12 protein-coding genes are annotated in these 17,993 nt (G+C 62.6%); 8 read left to right on the top strand and 4 right to left on the bottom strand.

Annotation, left to right across the window (positions count from 1 at the left end):
* Positions 1-14 precede the first annotated feature (14 nt).
* The gene (locus ACEN9H_RS18745; RefSeq protein WP_413671620.1) at positions 15-560 is read right to left on the bottom strand and encodes a PA14 domain-containing protein; all 546 of its coding nucleotides are present in this window, start codon (positions 558-560) and stop codon (positions 15-17) included.
* 544 nt (positions 561-1,104) lie between these two features.
* Positions 1,105-2,640, bottom strand: coding sequence for an alpha-N-arabinofuranosidase (locus ACEN9H_RS18740; RefSeq protein WP_413671619.1), 1,536 nt, complete (start codon positions 2,638-2,640; stop codon positions 1,105-1,107).
* Between the two features lie 480 nt (positions 2,641-3,120).
* On the opposite strand from ACEN9H_RS18740, the gene ACEN9H_RS18735 reads away from it, so the two are divergent.
* From ACEN9H_RS18735 to ACEN9H_RS18700, 8 genes are all read left to right on the top strand, one after another.
* The gene (locus ACEN9H_RS18735; protein WP_413671618.1) at positions 3,121-4,407 is read left to right on the top strand and encodes a glycoside hydrolase family 5 protein; all 1,287 of its coding nucleotides are present in this window, start codon (positions 3,121-3,123) and stop codon (positions 4,405-4,407) included.
* Between the two features lie 189 nt (positions 4,408-4,596).
* Complete coding sequence (locus ACEN9H_RS18730) at positions 4,597-6,015, top strand: nucleoside hydrolase-like domain-containing protein (RefSeq protein WP_413671617.1); 1,419 nt, start codon at positions 4,597-4,599, stop codon at positions 6,013-6,015.
* 216 nt (positions 6,016-6,231) lie between these two features.
* Positions 6,232-7,437, top strand: a complete 1,206-nt coding sequence (locus tag ACEN9H_RS18725; RefSeq protein WP_413671616.1) for a helix-turn-helix domain-containing protein — start codon at positions 6,232-6,234, stop codon at positions 7,435-7,437.
* Between the two features lie 529 nt (positions 7,438-7,966).
* On the top strand, positions 7,967-8,770 hold the full coding sequence (locus tag ACEN9H_RS18720) for a DUF1080 domain-containing protein (RefSeq protein WP_413671615.1): 804 nt from the start codon (positions 7,967-7,969) through the stop codon (positions 8,768-8,770).
* Between the two features lie 32 nt (positions 8,771-8,802).
* Positions 8,803-9,618 carry an FAD:protein FMN transferase gene (locus ACEN9H_RS18715; protein WP_413671614.1) on the top strand — a complete coding sequence of 272 codons (816 nt, stop codon included), beginning with the start codon at positions 8,803-8,805 and terminating at the stop codon, positions 9,616-9,618.
* Positions 9,608-10,894 carry a Gfo/Idh/MocA family protein gene (locus ACEN9H_RS18710; protein WP_413671613.1) on the top strand — a complete coding sequence of 429 codons (1,287 nt, stop codon included), beginning with the start codon at positions 9,608-9,610 and terminating at the stop codon, positions 10,892-10,894. Before ACEN9H_RS18715 ends, ACEN9H_RS18710 begins: the two co-directional genes overlap by 11 nt.
* Before the next feature lie 28 nt (positions 10,895-10,922).
* A complete protein-coding gene (locus tag ACEN9H_RS18705; protein WP_413671612.1) occupies positions 10,923-12,311 on the top strand; it encodes a Gfo/Idh/MocA family protein in 1,389 nt (462 codons plus the stop codon).
* Between the two features lie 188 nt (positions 12,312-12,499).
* Positions 12,500-13,444, top strand: a complete 945-nt coding sequence (locus ACEN9H_RS18700; protein ID WP_413675601.1) for an IS1595 family transposase — start codon at positions 12,500-12,502, stop codon at positions 13,442-13,444.
* 17 nt (positions 13,445-13,461) lie between these two features.
* Here the strand turns inward: ACEN9H_RS18700 and ACEN9H_RS18695 are convergent, their stop codons facing one another.
* Positions 13,462-14,856 (bottom strand): glycoside hydrolase family 43 protein, encoded by a 1,395-nt coding sequence (locus ACEN9H_RS18695; RefSeq protein WP_413671611.1) that lies wholly within the window; start codon positions 14,854-14,856, stop codon positions 13,462-13,464.
* A 31-nt stretch (positions 14,857-14,887) separates the two neighbouring features.
* A complete protein-coding gene (locus tag ACEN9H_RS18690; RefSeq protein WP_413671610.1) occupies positions 14,888-17,851 on the bottom strand; it encodes a glycosyl hydrolase 115 family protein in 2,964 nt (987 codons plus the stop codon).
* Between the last annotated feature and the right edge of the window lie 142 nt (positions 17,852-17,993).

Genomic DNA, 17,993 nt, shown 5'->3' with positions numbered 1-17,993 from the left:
TGGCGCGGCCTGGATTACTCCTTCGGGCGGATCGGCGGCAACGTGCCGGCCGGCGGCCGCCCTATCAGGCTGCGCGGCAAATAGCTGTATTCGGCCGCGCCGGGCTTTTTCCACGCAAGCATCAGCGCAAGATCCGGGCCCGGGCCCTGGAAGTAGCGCAGGCGGAAATTGTGCAAGCCTTTCTCCAGCTTGATCCTGGTCGCCACGGGTGTCGGGGCGTGGATGCCGTCGTTGTCGATCACGTTTTCATCGTCGATGCTGAGAACGGCACCATCGTCGGCCAGCAGCATCAGCTCCCAGGTGCCGGTTTCGGCAATATTGACGGTAAAGCGAATATCCAGGCCGAACCATTCGATCGTCGAGCCCATACCGGGAAAGCCTTCGCGGAAGGAGCGCGGTACGATATCGAGTTGGGCCAGGCAAACGCGCTTGATCGGCTTACGCCCGCGCATGTCGAACACCGATTGGTTGCCGGCAGCGAGGCGATATACGTCGGCGACCATATGCCGATCCGACGCTTCGGCGCATTCCTCGAACAGCTTGGGAGGCGCGTTGGCCACGACCTCCTTCGCGGGCGGGGCCGGGGCGGGGGCGCGGCCGGCGCCGGGGCCGGAGCAGGCGCCGGCGCGGGAGCCGGCGCGGGAACCGGAGCCGGAGCCCGGACAGCGTCGGGCACGACGTCGGGCACTGGGAGCGGCGGCGGGACGAGAAGGGGCGGCGGCGCGGGGGTGGGTGGGGCGATATTGGCGGGCGCAGGTTCGGGAATTTTTTCTTCCGGTACTTTCTCTTCGATCAGGGCCGTTTCCAGGGCGCGCGGCGGTGGAGGCGCGGGACGGCGCGCGGGCGACAGCAGCATGGCGATCAGCAAGGCAAGATGGATGAGCAGCACGACACCCAACGCGTAGCGCCGTTTCTCGGGCCGCAACGACGGCTGCCCTTCAGTTGCGGGCGGGGGCAAACTGGATTCCGGTGTTGAAGGCATACGTTTCCGAATACAAGGTCGATTGATTGACGTTTGACGCCCTTGCGGCGTCCGTTGCGGGAGCGGCGAGCTGCCGCCGCTCCTGTTCGGGATGGGCGACCATGCCCTTGTGCGCGCGGCGTCTACTCCTCCAGCGCGACCACCATCACGGCCTTTGCGGGCACCTTGATCGATAGTTTGCCGCCCGCGGCACGCGCGCTGAACGCTGCCGGCTTGATGACCTGCGGATTCTGGAACGTGTTGTGCGCATCCATCGCGGCCGAGGTCAGTACCTTGCCGGCCGCAGCATTTACCTTCGCGCCGGCGACGTCGACGGCGACATCGACCGCCTTGTGCGGATCGGTGTTGACCAGTGCCAGATACACCTTGCCGTCCTTGGCAAGCGACGCCGATGCGCTCACCCCCGGAATGCTCGTTGCGCCCAGGGTGTAGCTCGTGTTGTCCTTGATTGCCAGCGGCAGCGACCTGGCATCCTGGAACGGCACATACATCTGGAACGTGTAGTAGGTCGGGGTCAGGACCATCTTCTCCTTGTCAGTCAGGATCATCGCCTGCAGGACATTGACCATTTGGGCGATCGTGGTCATGGGGACCCGCTCCGCGTGAGCATGGAAGATGTGGAAGTTGAGCGCCGCCACGAGCGCGTCGCGCAGGGAATTCTGCTGGTACAAGGCGCTTCTGGCACCCGCTTCGTCATACCAGGTGCCCCACTCGTCGATCATCAGCCCGATCTTCTTCTCGGGATCGTGCTTGTCCAGTACGGCCACGTGATCCTTGATAAGCTGATCCATTTTCAAGGTATTGGCGAGGGTCGAGATCCACTCGTCTTCCTTGAAGCCGAGGTCCTTGCCCTTGCCCTCCCAGGTGGTGCCCGCGATGGTGTACTGGTGGACGCTGATGCCCGCCGTTCGGCCCTTCAGTTCCTTGCTCAGGACGTCGGTCCAGGCGGTGTCGAAACCACTGCCGCCGCTGGCAATCATCTTCGGTCTCGAATTTCCGGGCGCCCTCAGGAAATTCTCGTAATTACTGTACAGGTTCGCGTAGTAGTCGGGCTTCAGGTTGCCGCCGCAGCCCCACAACTCATTGCCGATACCGAAGTAGGCGACTTTGAACGGCTTTGCATGCCCGTTCCGGGCGCGCAGCCTGGCCAGGGGCGAGCCGCCGTCCGCCGTCATGTACTCGACCCAATCGGCCATCTCCTGCACGCTGCCGGTACCGACGTTGCCGTTGATGTAGGCGTCGGCGCCCAGCATGTCGATCAGGTCGAAGAATTCATGGGTGCCGACGGCGTTGATCTCCTCCACGCGCCCACCGCTGATGTTGCTCGGGCGCTTGTCCTGCGGACCGACGCCATCGCGCCAATGGTAGGTGTCGGCGAAGCAGCCGCCCGGCCAGCGCACCAGCGGCACATGCAACGCCTTGAGCGCGCCGACGACGTCATTGCGCCAGCCACGGGTGTTGGGGATGTTCGACTTCGTGCCGACCCACATGCCTCCGTAGATGCCAGTGCCGAGCTGCTCGGCGAACTGGCCGTAGACGTTCTTGCTGATGACAGGGCCGGGTCGACTGGCGTCGATGCTGATGCTGACTTGGTTGGCGGCAAAAGCCGGTGCCGCGATCAGGCCGAGAACGGCGAGGCTATGTTTGATGATGTTCACTCAGTGGTATCCATGAAAGTCGTATGTTTTTTGGCGCGTCGATGCATCAGTGGTGAAGAAGGCCGCCATGACGCATGCGTCCACTGGCACCACAGCTGGCGCGCCGGTCCAGCAAACCGGCGAAGTCTATCCCAGGGGTTCGGGAAGAGTAAGGACCGAAATTACGCTAGCGGTGAAGACATTTACAAGGTGCAGAAAATCGCATTGATACTGCACTTCCTTGCATTCGCCCCGCGGCGGCGACGGCTTGCGCGGGCACGCGACGTCGACAGCGTCCTGTTATCGGACTTGCGCAGCATGACGATCCGCTTGCTCAAGCCGTAGCTGTAAATCCCCAAGTTGTGCAATTTTTCGCTTATTGCTAGCAATTTCGGGGGAAGCGATAACGGCCGTGGCGCGGACCTCGGTATGTTGGCGCTTGGCCGGAAAAATATTCGAGGCCAACGGGTAATTTTGTCAGCATGAATATTCGAGGTTATTTTGAAGCTCAGCCGTCTACTGATATTAGTTGGAATCCTGTCATTCAACGTTGGCTGTGGCGGTGGCGCGGCCAGCACGAAGCCTGCGGCGTCGGCGCCAACGACGCCAACCGCAACGACGCCAGCGCCAACCACGCCAGCCCAGCCGACGCCGGTCCCGACAACGCCGGCTCCAACAACGCCGGCCGCGGGTCTCTATCCCGACTACAACCAGAATCCGATCGCGCCCGATGCTGCCGGCATGGGCAGCACCGCTGTCCAGCTTGCCAGCAAGATTCGCTTGGGGCTAAATATTGGCAACACGATGGAGGCGACCGGCGGAGAAACCGCCTGGGGCAATCCCCCGGTCACCGAGGCGCTGATCAAGGCGGCCAAGGCGGACGGATTCAACGCCATCCGGCTCCCGGTTGCCTGGGACCAGTACGCCAACCAACAGACCGGCAAGATCGACCAGGCCTGGATGGACCGCGTCAAGCAAGTCGTCAAATATTGCGTCGACAACCAGATGTATGTGCTCCTGAACATCCATTGGGATGGCGGTTGGCTCGAAAGAAACGTTCAGCCCGACAAGCAAGTGGCCGTCAACGAGAAACAAAAGGCGTTCTGGACCCAGATTGCCACGCAAATGCGCGACTTCGACGAGCATTTGATATTTGCCGGCGCCAACGAGCCGGCTGTCGATACGCCCAACCAGATGCCGGTGCTCATGTCCTACCACCAGACCTTCATCGATGCGGTGCGCGCCACGGGCGGCAGGAATGCCTACCGTGTCCTGGTGGTGCAGGGACCGGCCGTGGACATCGATAAATCAGCGACGATGTGGACCACCATGCCGACCGACACTGTCAGCAATAAGCTGATGTATGAGGTACATTTCTACCCGTGGCAATTTACTTTAATGGAAAAAGATGAATGGTGGGGCCATGCATTCTATTACTGGGGCAAGGACAATCATTCGACCACGGACACCGCCCACAATGCCGACCAGATGGAAGAGGCTTATGTCGATGAGCAGTTCTCGAAGGTCAGGCAGCAGTTTGTCGACAAGGGCATTCCGGTCGTGCTCGGCGAGTATGCCGCTATGCTCCGCACCAATCTGACGGGCGATGCACTGGCCCTGCATAAGAAGTCGCGCGTCTACTATATCAACTACGTCACCAGGTCGGCAGCGGCCCATGGCTTGTTACCGTTCTATTGGGATGTGGGCGGCCTGATCGATCGGGGCCGCAATAACGCAGTCCTCGACCCGGACCTGCTCGATGCGCTGGTGAAGGGCGCAAACCGGTAAGCTGCCACACGCACATCCGCATGACGTGAGTGGCTGGTAGCGGATGCGGTGCGGCTCGGCGCGTTCTTCGCCGGGCCGTTTCGTTTGGGCGGGTTCGGTTCCGGTCCTGCACACAGCCCGGCCAGCGAGACAGGCCCCGATTCAATACAGAGCAATACAGAGATGATGCGATTACTTTCAATGACAGCGATGCTGACGGCCTTCCTGGTTTGCGTGCCTGCCCTTGGCGCGGCCGAACCCGGACAACGCCTGATTGTCCTCACCGATATCGAGGCCGATCCCGATGACAGCCAGTCGCTCGTACGCTTGCTTCTATACGCGAACCAGATCGATATCGAAGGGATCGTCGCCACGACCTCCACGCATCAGAAGTCGCGCATTGCCCCGGAATCCATCCATGCGATCGTCGACGCCTATGGCCGGGTACAACCCAACTTGTTGAAGCACGAACCGGGGTTTCCGAAAGCGCAGGCACTCAACGCCGTGGTGCGCGCCGGCTCGCAAGTCTACGGCATGCAAGGTGTCGGCGACGGCAAGGACTCGCCGGGGTCGGACGCCATCATCAAGGCCTTGGAGAAAAATGATACGCGTCCCCTCTGGGTTGCGGTCTGGGGCGGTGCCAATACGCTTGCTCAAGCGTTGTATCGGATCAGACACGACAAGCCACCGGAGGAGGTCGGTCGCCTGGTGAAGAAGTTGCGCGTCTACACGATCTCTGATCAGGACGATTCCGGTTTCTGGATACGCAGCCAGTTTCCCGATCTGTTTTATATCGTCAGCCCCGGCGGGTATGGCAATGGCACCTGGACCGGGATGCACGCGACCGAGCCTGGCTTCGACAGCACGGAAGTGAGCAACGACTGGATCGCCGCGCATATTCAACAGGGTCATGGTCCGCTGGGTGCGGTGTATCCGGATGTTTCTTTTGGCGTCGAGGGCGATACGCCATCCTTTCTGTCCTTGATACCGAACGGCCTGAACGCACCCGAGCATCCGGACTGGGGCGGCTGGGGTGGACGCTACGAGTTCTATACGCCTGCGTTGAAAGATACCGATCCGGAAGGCTTTACCGGCAACGTCCCTGTATTCCAAGAGCCGCATGCCATCTGGACCAACGCAGTGGATAGTTACAGGCCGATGGTCCACAGCGAATTCGGCCGCGCCGTGCGCCCCCACGACAAGGTCTCCACCGGGTACCGGACCACCATCTGGCGCTGGCGCAAAGACTTCCAGAACGATTTCGCAGCTCGAATGGAGTGGACCACCAAGCCCTACAAGGAGGCGAATCATCCGCCAGTCGTAAAGCTGACGCCGGGCGATCGGCTGACCGTCAAATCCGGCGAGGGCTTCATGCTGAGCGCGGCCGGCAGTTCCGATCCCGATGGAGACAGCTTGAGCTACCTGTGGTTTCAGTATCCCGAAGCGGGCAGCTACAGGCAGGAGATCAAGCTGGGGTATGCGGAAAACCATCATACCGTTTGGGGCCAGGCGCCCGTGGTCAGCAAGACGGAGACCGCCCACTTCATCGTCAAGGTGATCGACAAGGGCAGTCCGGCGCTGACGCGTTACGGACGCGTTATCGTTACATTCGTGCCGTCCGCGCCCTGACCGCCAGCCTGCACCTCGACGGCGCGGGCGCCGCGCAGGCGCCCAGGCAGGCATCGCCAACGCCGTCCACTGGGGCGACAGGAAGACTTGCGGCCTGTTGGCGTGAGCACGGTCCGCTGCAAAAATAGCTGGGACTGTCCATATACCGCCTGTTATGATGCCGGGATCGTAGCCGTCGACACCTGCGGCGCCGAGACAGTTCAGGCCCCTACCTATATGCAAGAGTTCTATAAGAAGGCGCTGCTGGCGCTGATTGTCCTGCTTCTCGTGGACGCGCTGGTGGCGGTGGTTTTTGTTTATCGGACCTATCCGACTCAAACGCTGTTGCCGGTGCAAAATGGCAACTCCCGCTGGCATTACGGAACATATTCCGATGTGGCGACTGGCGGAGCGTCGTCGGTGCGCTTGCACGACATGTCGCGCGACCGGCTGCGGTTCGACTTCAAGCTCAAGGATGCGGCCGCGTATCCTTTTGCCGCCGCCGACCTGACCTTCAGGGACGACAAAGGGCGGCCGATTCTCCAGGATTGGTCGAGGTTCCGTACCATCACCTTCGTTGCCAAATGTGCGCCGGCCACGTCGGTGACGTTCGAGATGTCCACCTTCGACGAAAAAATCTCCAAGCCAGGCCAGTTCGAGACTTACCGTCCACCTAGAACCTATTTTTCGTGTAATGAACAGGGCATGCCGGTGACGCTCGACCTGGCCCGGCTGCTGGTGCCCGAGTGGTGGTTTCCTGCGATGAAGCTGGACCTGGCGCGTCAGGGCTATGAACTGGACAAGGTCGCGAAAATCCTGTTTGGCACCAGCATGGCCACGCCACGCAATGTCGACGGGTATATCGAGATCAGCGAACTGACATTGCATGGCCGGGATTACCGCTACCTGGCCGCGCTGGCGGTCATTGTCCTGGGTGGCTGGGTGGCATTTGGTGTGTGGTTTTTCCTGGCGCATTCGCGCGCGCTGTTGGCCAGCGTGGATACAAAAATGAAGACCAATTTGCCCCTGGTCGCCTATCGCCAGCTAACCCTGGAACCGTACAAGGACAAGGAAAAAGCCTCGGTCTTGCGGTATATCGCCAGCACTTATACCGACCCCAAACTGGATCTCGAAGCCGTGGCGACAGGGACCGGCGCGAACCGCTACAAAATCAATGAAGTGCTGAAATCCGAACTTGGCATGACCTTCACCGCTTACGTGAATAAACTGCGGCTGACTGAGGCATCCAGGCTGCTGACTCAGAAAAGCAGCGCCGCCGTGTCGGAAATCGCGTATTTGGTCGGCTACTCGAATGTTCCATATTTCAACAAGCTGTTCAAGGAAGAATTCGGCTGTACGCCGAAGTCATTCCGGATGCTGGCCGCCCAGCAGCCGGAGCAGGAACAGCCTGCCGACAATGCCGGGGCAGAAACACCCGTCTGAACCGCTCCCTCCCGAGCACGCAGTTCGGCCGGAGCGTTCCGGCCGCGCAGCCTGATCCTGCGCACACTTTTTCTTGTATCAAGTCGAGCAAGTGCATGTCAGCGTGATAATTGTCACGGTCAGCCCGGCCTGCCCGAGGTCCAGCAGACGGGATGGCGACCAGGCCGATCATGCCTGCCACGTGATTGATCAGCAGGCCGCTGGTGCTGTTTGCGGACGCGGTAATTCCCGGCAGCCGAATTCGACTCATTTGTCATTTAAAGGTCATCACCAATACCTTTTTTGAACCAATCGATATACACAAAACATTGGTTCTAACTATTTTATTGAAATAGAGTGAATGAATGAGTGCCGGTCAGCATCGTGGTGCATTAACTCGGGATTACATCGAATCCTTGGTATTGACAAATGCGCCCGTGGATAGCGTCTTGTCATTTGTTCCGTTATCCGGGTAGGGAATCGATTGCGGGTTTCCACATGTTGTGCTCGCGCCCCTGTTGTTCAGCGTTTCGTACACATGGAGACTGTAATGCCTCGCTACCGAATGTTCGCGGCCATTCTCGCCGCCACGATGTTTTCCGCCTCGCCTTTCGCTCGGGCGCAACCCGGGCCATGTGCTGCCGCCAGGGCGACCATGGCGCTGACGCCCCAGCAAAAAGCGGAAGGCTGGACCGTTTTATGGGACGGCACCTCCACCGACGCCTGGCGCAGCGTGAAATCGGACAGGTTCCCGGAACATGGATGGCGGACCTGCGACGGCCTGCTCACGATGGCGGGGAAAGGTGGCGAGGAATCGCGCGGCGGCGGCGACATCATCACCCGCAAGCGCTATGCCGATTTCGAGCTCACGCTGGACGCGCGGCTCACGCCCGGCGCGAACAGCGGGGTCAAGATCTTCACCCAGCCGAATCTGGCGCCGATCGACAAAGTGACGGGCAAGCCGGCCGCGGTGGGTTCGGCGATCGGCCTCGAGTTCCAGTTGCTGGACGATGAGCGTCATCCCGACGCCAAATTGGGACGCAACGGCAACCGGACCATCGGTTCGCTGTACGACCTCATTCCGGCCGCAAAGGACAAGGCCCCTGCGCCGATCGGCCAATGGAATCACGTGCGGATACTGTCGCAAGGGAAGACCGTCACGTTCTGGCTGAACGGCAGGAAGACCGTGGAATTCGAGCGCGGCTCGGCCGCCTTTCGCGAAGCCGTCGCGGCCAGCAAGTTTCGCGACATCCCCGGGTTCGGCGAATGGGCCGACGGGCACATCCTCCTGCAGGATCACGGCGACGAAGTTGCGTTCCGCAATGTCCTGATCCGCGACCTCCACGGCAAATAAGCGACCCGATGTTTCACCGGACCTTCGCGTCGATGAACACTCGGCTGAGCATGGTCTTGCCGTCCACGGCAGACCAGGCCGGCGCACGGCTTGCGGACGAGGTGCAGCGACTGCTGCGCGAACAGGAATCGATCATGAGCCGCTTCTCGCCCGATGGCGACCTGGCGGTGCTCAATCGGCACGCCGCCCGTGGGGCCGTCCGGGTGAACGATGCCTTGTGGACGGTCCTGGACGCCTGCATGCGGCATCACCGCCTGACGGGGGGCGCATTCGACATCGCCCAGGGCGCAGGCCGTCCCGGCCATGGCATGCACCACCTGGACATGGATCCCGATGGCCATACCGTACGCTACACCGAGCCGGGGTTGCAACTCGACCTGGGCGGTATCGGCAAGGGAATCGCCCTCGACCTGATCAGGCAGTTCCTGCTCGATCGGCACGTCGAACAGGCCTTTCTCAGTTTCGGGGAAAGTTCGGTGGCCGTGATCGGCAGCCATCCCGCGGGCGTCTGCTGGCAGGTCGGCGTCGAGCACATGTTCGAACCCGGGACGTCGTTGCACCGGTTCGACTTGTGCGACGGTGCGCTGTCCACGTCGGGCAATCGTCCTGGCGAAACCCACATCATCGATCCGGCGAATGGCCAGGCGGTGACCGGCTGCAGGACCGTGTCCGTCGCCTGCCAGGGCGCCGCGGACGCCGAGGCGTTGTCGACCGCCCTGTTCGTGCTGCCGGCAGCGCGCCGTGCGGAGGTGCTGCGCCGCTACCGGGACGCGCAGGCCGTGGCGTTCGACTATGGCCTGGCGGGTGGGGCCTGGCGCGTAGAAAAGGAATGGCGATATGAGCAGTAATCCTCTTGACGACATTCGCCACGAGGCGCAGGAGCGGCGGCGTTTCCTGGCGCGCGTGGCGGGCGTGGTGGCAAGCTCTTCGTTGCTGAGCGGACTGCCGTGGATGGCGCCGCTGCGCGCCCAGCCGGCAGGCGATGCGGCCTCGGACCGGGTGCGCATCGGGGTGATCGGCACCGGGTCGCGCGGCAGCCTGCTGTTGCAATACCTGTTGCGCACCCCGGGCGTCGAAGTCGCGGCATTGTGCGACGACTATTCGCCGCACCTGGCCGAGGCCATGGCGGCGGCAGGCGGCAAGCCGAAGGCGTTCAGCGATTACCGCAAGCTGCTGGCGATGCCGGGGATCGACGGCGTGGTGATTGCCACGCCGCTGCATCAGCATGCGCCGATCTGCCTCGCCGCGTTCGCGGCCGACAAGCACGTGTTTTGCGAAAAGAGCCTGGCGCTCACGGTCGATGAATGCAAGGCGATCGCGCGGGCGGCGAGCGCCAGTCCGCGGGTGTTCCAGGTCGGTCACCAGCGGCTGTTCAGCGCCACCTTCCTGCACGCGCACGAACTGGTGCGCGCCGGGCACATCGGGCCGATCACCCAGATCCGCGCCAGCTGGCACCGCAACAACGACTGGCGCCGTCCGGTGCCTGACCCGCGCCTGGAGCGCAAGCTGAACTGGCGGCTGTACCGCGCCACCTCGGGCGGCCTGCTGACGGAGCTGGCGTCGCATCACCTGCAGGTCGCCAACTGGTATCTCGACGCCGCGCCGCTGTCCTGTGTCGGCTACGGCAGCGTCAATCACTGGAAGGACGGGCGCGACGTGTACGACAACGTCAACGTGCTGTTCCGCTACCGCGACGGCGTCACCCTGGTCTACGACGCGCTCACCAGCAACCGTCACCACGGGCTGGAAATCCAGATCATGGGACCCAGGGGCACGATCGAAGGCGAGAGCGGCAAGTTTTACACGGAGGAGCCACCTCCTGCGCCCGCCGTCGCGGCACTCGTCAGGCAAATCGAGGAGGGCAGGGCCGCAACGGTCGCTATCGGTGCGCCGAGCTGGAAGCCGGAAGCGAAGTCCGGCGAAGTCGGGCAATCACTGCGGCACGAACTGGGCGGCGGCGACGGCACCGAGCTGTCGATGGCCGCCTTCGCCAACGCGATCCGCCTGGGCCAGCGGATGCCGCACATGATCGAGCACGCCTACCGTTCCGGGATCGCCGCGCTGATGGGACAGGCGGCAATGGACGAGGGCCGCGAGATCGCCTGGCCCGGCAGCTATCAATAACGACAACCGACTACTACAAGGAGACACCATGTCGCAGCCGCTTTTCTCTACCCGTCGCCGTACGATCGTCAAGGGCGCCCTGGCCGCGATGGCCACGCCGATGCTGGCACAGGCGAAGGCATCCAATGGCAAAGTCAACCTGGCCTGCGTCGGTATCGGCAATCGCGCAGCCCAGGTCATCAAGGCGCTGCACGCGACGGGGCTCGCGAACGTCGTGGCCTTGTGCGACGTCGACATGGGCGCGCCGCATACCGTCGAGATCCTCAACATGTTCCCCAACGTGCCGCGCTTCCAGGATTTTCGCCGCATGTTCGACAGGATGGGCAAGGAATTCGAGGCGGTCAGCGTCGGCACGCCCGATTTCTCGCATTTTCCGATCGCGATGCTCGCCATGTCGCAGGGAAAACATGTCTATTGCGAGAAACCGATGGGGCAAAGCTTCCGCGAAATCGACATGATGATGGCGGCCGAGCGCAAGTACAAGGTGGCTGCCCAGATGGGCAACCAGGGCCATTCGGAGGCCAATTATTTCCAGTTCAAGTCGTGGGTCGACGCCGGCATCATCAAGAACGTGCGCACTATCACGGCGTTCATGAACAATCCGCGCCGCTGGCACGGCATGGCGGTGTCCGGCTACCTGCCGCGGCAACCGGTACCGGAAACGCTGGACTGGGACGTCTGGACCGCGACCGGTCCTTACCATGATTTCAATCGCGGCTACGTCAACGGCGACTGGCGCTCCTGGTTCGACTACGGCAACGGCGCGCTGGGCGACTGGGGCGCGCATATCTTCGATACCGCGCACGAGTTCCTGCAGCTTGGCCTGCCGACCGAAGTCGAAGCCGTGCGGCTGGAAGGGCACAGCCCCTTCATCTTCCCGCAGGCGTCGACGCTGGCGTTCCGGTTCCCGCAACGCGGTGCGCTGCCGCCGCTGGAACTGACCTGGTACGACGGCGTGAACAATCTGCCGCCGCTGCCGAAGAACTTCGGGGCCGGCGTCGTCGATCCGAGCGTGCCGCCGCCATCGAAAGGCAGCGCCACCGGCGCCGTGCTTCCGCCCGGGAAGGTTATCTACGGCGACGGCCTGACCTTCAAGGGCGGTTCGCACGGTTCGGAGCTTCAGATCCTCGGCGACGCCGCGCGGGATATCGCGCTGCCTGCCGTGCCGAAGAGCCCGTCTAACCACTTCGCCAATTTCCTGAAGGCCTGCATGGGCGAGGAAACCTGCCGCTCGCGCTTCGCCGTCGCCGGGCCGCTGTGCCAGACGATGGGGCTCGGCGTGATCGCCCAGCGGGTCAACGCCAGGCTCGTCTTCGATCCTGCGACGAAACAGATCACCAACCACAAGCTGGCAAACGCGCTATTGGCCGGCATGCCGCCGCGCAAGGAGTGGGAACAGTATTACAAGCTGGTCTAGCAATACGCACGCCGTATCGCCGCTTTCTTGTCCAGGCAAGCAAGCGTGCAGTGCCCAGGCAATGCAATCTTGCCTGGGCATCGAGGCCTATTCGAATGGCTGTGTTCGCGCTATTTATGTGAACTGAAATTCGTTGTGGAGGTCATACGTATCGCCGAGTTAACTCATGAGGAGTGACGATGCGCGGCCTGACGTTCGACGAATTGTTCGCCCTGCTGTTGGCGGTGCAGTTGTCCCCAGACGACTTGGCTCGGCTACGGGAATGGATTGCCGGCATCGTGGATCCGGCCGAGTGCATTGCCCTGATCGAGCAGGCGGCGGCGGGCCGGCCGTGTCCGCACTGCCGCTGCGCCCGCAAGCACCGCTGCGGCCAGGCCAGCGGACTGCAGCGCTTTCGCTGTCTCGGCTGCGGGCACAGCCACAACGCACTGACCGGTACGCCGCTAGCAAGGCTGCGCAAGAAGGAGCTCTGGCTGCCGTACCTGCAATGCGTGCTCGAATCGCGCACGGTGCGCGATGCCGCGCAAGTCGTCGGGGTGCATCGCACGACCAGCTTCCGGTGGCGCCACCGGTTCGTGCCCGGAGTCATGCGCGACCGGCCGGCGACATTGTCGGCCATCGTCGAGGCCGACGAAACCTACCGGCTGGAGTCGCAGAAGGGTGCGCGCAACCTGACGCGGCCACCCCGAAAACGTGGCGGCGTTGCCAAGCGGCGCGGTATCAACCGGGAACACGATTGCCTGCTCGTCGCGCGCGACCGCAGTGGCCGGACGCTCGATTTTCATACGGGGCGCGGCCAGGTGACGGTGGGGCAATTGCATGAGTGCCTCAAACCCGTGCTGCAAGACGACGCCCTCTTGATCACCGACGGCGCCATCGTCTATCAGCATTTCGCGGAGCAGGCTGGCATCACGCACGAAGCGGTGAACGTGAAATCCGGCGTTCGGGCGCGTGGCGCGATCCATGTGCAGAACGTGAACAGCTGGCACAGCCGGTTCAAAAGCTGGCTGGTGCGGTTCCGCGGCGTGGCGAGCCGCTACCTGATCCATTACTCGGGCTGGCAGCGCGTGCTGGACGATCGTCGGCTCACGAAGCCGGCTCATCTGCTGTCTGCCGCGGTCCAGCTCGGCTAGACGAGCGGGTTACCGAACTACCGCGAACACAGCCATTCGAATTGCCAGTAATCGACGTTGAAGCCGACACGGCGTCCGTTGGCATTGAAGACGAGGTACACATCCTGCACGCCGGCGACACCGGATGCCGGCACGGCCAGTTCCTGCCATGTGTCCGGGCCGCCGGTGGCGGGCACGTCCACGCTTGCGACCAGCGTGCCCTGTGGCGATCCGGCCCGGACGTCGATGTGGCCCCCCGGGCTGGCGCTGGCCACGCTCGCCTTGAACGTGCGCGGCCCGCGCGCGCCGAAATCGACCCCGGCCACTTTCACGTAAGCGCGCGGGCCGACCGGGTACACGACCATCCCGCCACGCGGATTCTTCGCCGTCCTGACCCCGGCCACCCAGTCGAAAGGACGGTCCCAATCCCGCTTCACCCGGGATTCCCATGCGATGGTTTCGGCTTCGACCCGCTGATAGGGAGACAGAGGCTGGATCTGTTTGACGCCTGTCGTGTTCCAGAATGGCTGCGTCGGGATCGTGCCGTCCGGCCGATAACTGAAGTCGGTGACCGAGACGGAGCGCCGCTCCCGGTGCAACGGCGTTTCCGCGAAGTTCAGCCGGTAACTGAAACCGAACACGTAGGACTTGCCCTTGAAATCGACGATGCCGGGATGGTTGCCCGTCGACTCGGTGGTCGGATCCATGATCTGGCCCTTGTATTCCCAGGGACCGGTCGGCGTGTCGCTCATCGCGTAGCCGATGCCTTCCGAACAGCACGTGGAGGCATAGGCCAGGTAGTACTTGCCGTTCCGCTTGTAGACCCACGGGCCTTCCTGATAGTTTTTGGGTTTCGCATCGATCCGTTCGATCTTGCCCGAGTAGGAGGTCATGTCCTTGTTGAGCCTGACATACCAGAGGTTCGGATTTCCCCAGTACAGGTAGGCTTGCCCATCGTCGTCGATCAGCACGGTCGGATCGAAATAGCCTTCACCCCGATCGATCAGCGGACGCCCTAGCGGATCCTTGAACGGACCCAGCGGGCTGTCGGCGACCGCCACGCCGATCACGTTGCGGGGCGAGCCGCTGACCGTGACCGGCGCGTACAGGTAGAACTTGCCGTTGCGTTCGACGACTTGCGGCGCCCAGGCATCGTTGTCCTGGTTGGCCCAGGCGAAGACCGAGAGATCGGCGACCGTCCCGCGATCGGTCCAGTTGACCATGTCTTTCGACGTGTACAACTTCCAGTCGCGCATCTTGAAACCTTGCGCATCGTCCTCGTCGTGCGAGGTGTAGAGATATACCGTGTCGCCGTGCACCAGTGGCGCTGGATCCGCCGTGAAATTGGTCTGGATAATCGGGTTCTCGGCATACGTCGGGAGGCAGGCCCCCCAGCACACGGCGACGGCGACGGCAAGGTAACGCAGGTTCATGTCAGGTCCTCATCGGTGGGTGATGAATTGCTCAGTGCGCAGGCGGATTGCGTGGGGTCGACGGCGGCCCGAAATAACTGTCGGGCAGGGCGCTATCGTACAGGACGATTTTCTGCACGACGATCGTCGGGTCGACCATGATGATCTTCAGGTCGTATTTGCCGGGACCGGGCACCTTCACAGTGAAGCGCATGGTACGTGCATTCTCGGACGTATTTTTGTAGTGATATTTTCCAAGGAACGTCTGGTCCGCTCGCGTCGTCGGTGTGAAGACCCGAGCGACCTGCGGCGTGTCGTCGTCGATGGCAACGGCGACGGCCAGCTCGCGTCCCGGATAATTGTCCAGCGTGGGCGCCGTCACCAGATCGACCTGCCAGGTGCCGGCCGACGCAAAATAGACCGGGTATTCGAGACGCGGCGAGTCGGCAAATGGTGCGGTACGCGCCGTGACCGGAAACACGGTCATCGCGCCCGGGCCTCGTCCATAGTCGGGCAACCACTCCCAGCGGGCATATTTGCCAGGGATGTTGCGCACGGCGTCCTGGGCATCGAACGCGATGGGGCCGGTCTGGCCGCCGAACGCGCCGGCCGCCGCCCTGGTCTCGTCGCCGACGGCGATGGTCGCGTACGACCGCACGATGACGCGCTGGTTGCCTTCGCTGACCGTGATTTGCCCCAGTTGTGCAGACCCGACCGGAACGCGGGTCCAGTCGATATCGACCCAGATGCGCTGGTCGTTGCTCCCGTCGGGCGCGGGCGCCTGCGACAGCTTGACCCATGGTTTGTCGGCGTCGACGGTGAAGCGCGGCGGGCGCCCGTCTTTCGAGAACACGTCGATATACGAGCGCTGCTTGTTGATGGAATCGAAGGAGGGCAGGGTCGGCGTGTTCTCGCCGCCCGGCCAGGCCTGGTCGGAACCGTCGATGGCGACACCGAATTCACCTGCGGCGCCGGCAGGGACGGAGGCGGTCGCCGGCATGACGTTTTCGGGTGGGGAACGCCAGTCGCGGTAGCCGATGTGCGTCTGGTCCATCATGTGATTCCATTTGCCGCCCGCCACCTGCGTGTTATAAAAATCCGACAGGTCCTGGTCGCGCTTGAACAGGGCGCGGACGCGCTCGGCCTGCATGTTCGCGGCGTAGCGTCCTTGTTTGGCGTACAGATGGTTGCGGCCTGCTGCAATCTGAAGATCGATGTAATTCGACAGCGCCAGGACAGGGTGCAGCACGAGTTCGTAATACGCGTCCTGCTGGTCCGCGGGAATCGAGGTTTTCAGCTGCGTGGCGCGTTTCGCCAGCGCGTTCCAGGCTTCGGACACCCGTTCGGCCTCGCGGTAATTGACCAGGCTGAACGTATCGGGCCGCACCAGTTCCGGCTTGCGCCAGGCATTGTATTTCGCGTACTTCGCGACCAGGTCGGCGATTTCCGCGGCATGCTGCGGCCCGAATTCGCGTTCGGCCCAGCGTTGCGTCCAGCCGGCGATGTCGTCCTTGCCCATGCCTTTGGGGTTCCACGCAAGCCGGAGGAAGAACTCGATCGGCACCTCGAGCGGCTTGAGGTCGCCGACGTTGGCGATCCAGATCTGGTTCGCACCATACTCATGGGCGAGATTCATTTGCTCCCAGATCTTGGGCAGCGGATTGCTGTTGAGCCACTTGTACGAGAACGGGCCGCCGTTCATGTCCATGTGGAAGTAGATGCCCGAACCGCCGCTGCGCTTGCGCTCCGCCGGGGTCGGGAGGCGGCGCAGGTTGCCGACGTTGTCGTCGGTGAAGAGGAGGGTGACGTTGTCGGGCACCTTGAGCCCCGCGTCGTAATACTTCTGGACCTCGGTGAACAGCGCCCACAGCTGAGGCACCTGGCGCTGGTCGACGCCCATTTCTTCGGTGAGGATCTGCTGCTGGTCGTGGATGATTTTCTCGATGAGCTTCTTGTTGGCGTCGAGGCCGCCCGCATCCGGCATCGCCGTATCGCCGTCGCCGCGCATGCCCATCGTCACGATGCTTTCGTAGGCCTTGTTGCGCCGGATGCCGTCGCGGAAGAAGCGCTTCAGGCCGTCTTCGTTCGTCGCATAGTTCCACTCGCCATTGCCATAGTCGCGGCGGTGCGCAAGCCATTCGTGGTGGGAGCGCACCATGGGTTCGTGGTGGCTCGTGCCCATCACGATGCCGTAGGCGTCGGCAAGCCGGGGATTGTCCGGATCGTCCTCGTTGAAGGCATTCGTCCACATGGCGGGCCACAGGTAATTGGCGCGCAGGCGCAGCAGCAGTTCGAACATATGCGTGTACATTTTCGAATTCCCGCCGCCAAATTTTTCGCGCGACCACTTGCCCAGCGCCGGCTCCTCGTCATTGATGAAGATGCCGCGGTATTTCACGGCCGGCGGGCCCTGGACCCAGGCGCCCGCGCGCACGAACAGCGCGCTGGCCTTCTTCGCGGGGACGTCGGCCCACCAGTACCACGGGGAGACACCGATTTGTTCCGAGATCTCGTAAATGCCGTAGATCGTCCCCCGTTTGTCGCTGCCGGCAATGACGAGCGCGCGTTCGACGCCGGGCATGGGATTCGCGACGTTGGCGATCACGAAGGATTCCCACTTGCCGCGTATCGCTTTCACATCGAGTTTGCCGGCACTGACCAATGCATCGACGAGCGCGCTGTGGCCCAGCGTCCCGATGATGACGGCGGTGCGTGTATTGGCGGCCGAGGTCGACAGGGCCGGCTTCGTGCCCGTGACCTTGTCGATGTCGCCTTGCAGGTCGGTGGCCGCACGCATGACGCCCCAGTGGTCCGCCTTGTCCACGTACAGCGGGGCGGCATTGCCGTCACTCACGAGCAGGATACTGTTTGCGCTCGGGGTTGCAGAAACGAGCTGGACGCCGAGACCGAGACTCGGCGCCGCGAAGGCCCACGGCGTCCCCAGCGACATGACAAGAACGAAGGCGATTTGCCAGAACGTGGCAAACCGCCGCTTGAATACGAACATGTTTTGCATGATTCCCTCTATCAAAAACACTGATGCATCGTTCGCACATTGAAAAAAATCGCTCCGCGTGAGCAGAGCGATCAAACTCCCGAGAGCCAGGAGGGAGCAATGCACGGTCTTGTCGCGGTGGTACTGCCAGGCCACCGCGACG

It is taken from the genome of Massilia cellulosiltytica (assembly GCF_047325105.1).
In the GTDB taxonomy this organism is placed as follows: Bacteria; Pseudomonadota; Gammaproteobacteria; order Burkholderiales; family Burkholderiaceae_D; genus Telluria; species Telluria orientalis.
Note: the sequence above shows the minus strand (reverse complement) of the source record. Positions and strands in the feature narration are given on the sequence as shown.

Bases quoted from the DNA above. Each gene is read 5' to 3' on its own strand.
- ACEN9H_RS18730 (WP_413671617.1), top strand. From the start codon at position 4,597: ATGCTGACGGCCTTCCTGGTTTGCGTGCCTGCCCTTGGCGCGGCCGAA.
- ACEN9H_RS18725 (WP_413671616.1), top strand. From the start codon at position 6,232: ATGCAAGAGTTCTATAAGAAGGCGCTGCTGGCGCTGATTGTCCTGCTT.
- ACEN9H_RS18720 (WP_413671615.1), top strand. From the start codon at position 7,967: ATGCCTCGCTACCGAATGTTCGCGGCCATTCTCGCCGCCACGATGTTT.
- ACEN9H_RS18715 (WP_413671614.1), top strand. From the start codon at position 8,803: ATGAACACTCGGCTGAGCATGGTCTTGCCGTCCACGGCAGACCAGGCC.
- ACEN9H_RS18710 (WP_413671613.1), top strand. From the start codon at position 9,608: ATGAGCAGTAATCCTCTTGACGACATTCGCCACGAGGCGCAGGAGCGG.
- ACEN9H_RS18705 (WP_413671612.1), top strand. From the start codon at position 10,923: ATGTCGCAGCCGCTTTTCTCTACCCGTCGCCGTACGATCGTCAAGGGC.
- ACEN9H_RS18695 (WP_413671611.1), bottom strand. From the start codon at position 14,856: ATGAACCTGCGTTACCTTGCCGTCGCCGTCGCCGTGTGCTGGGGGGCC.
- ACEN9H_RS18690 (WP_413671610.1), bottom strand. From the start codon at position 17,851: ATGCAAAACATGTTCGTATTCAAGCGGCGGTTTGCCACGTTCTGGCAA.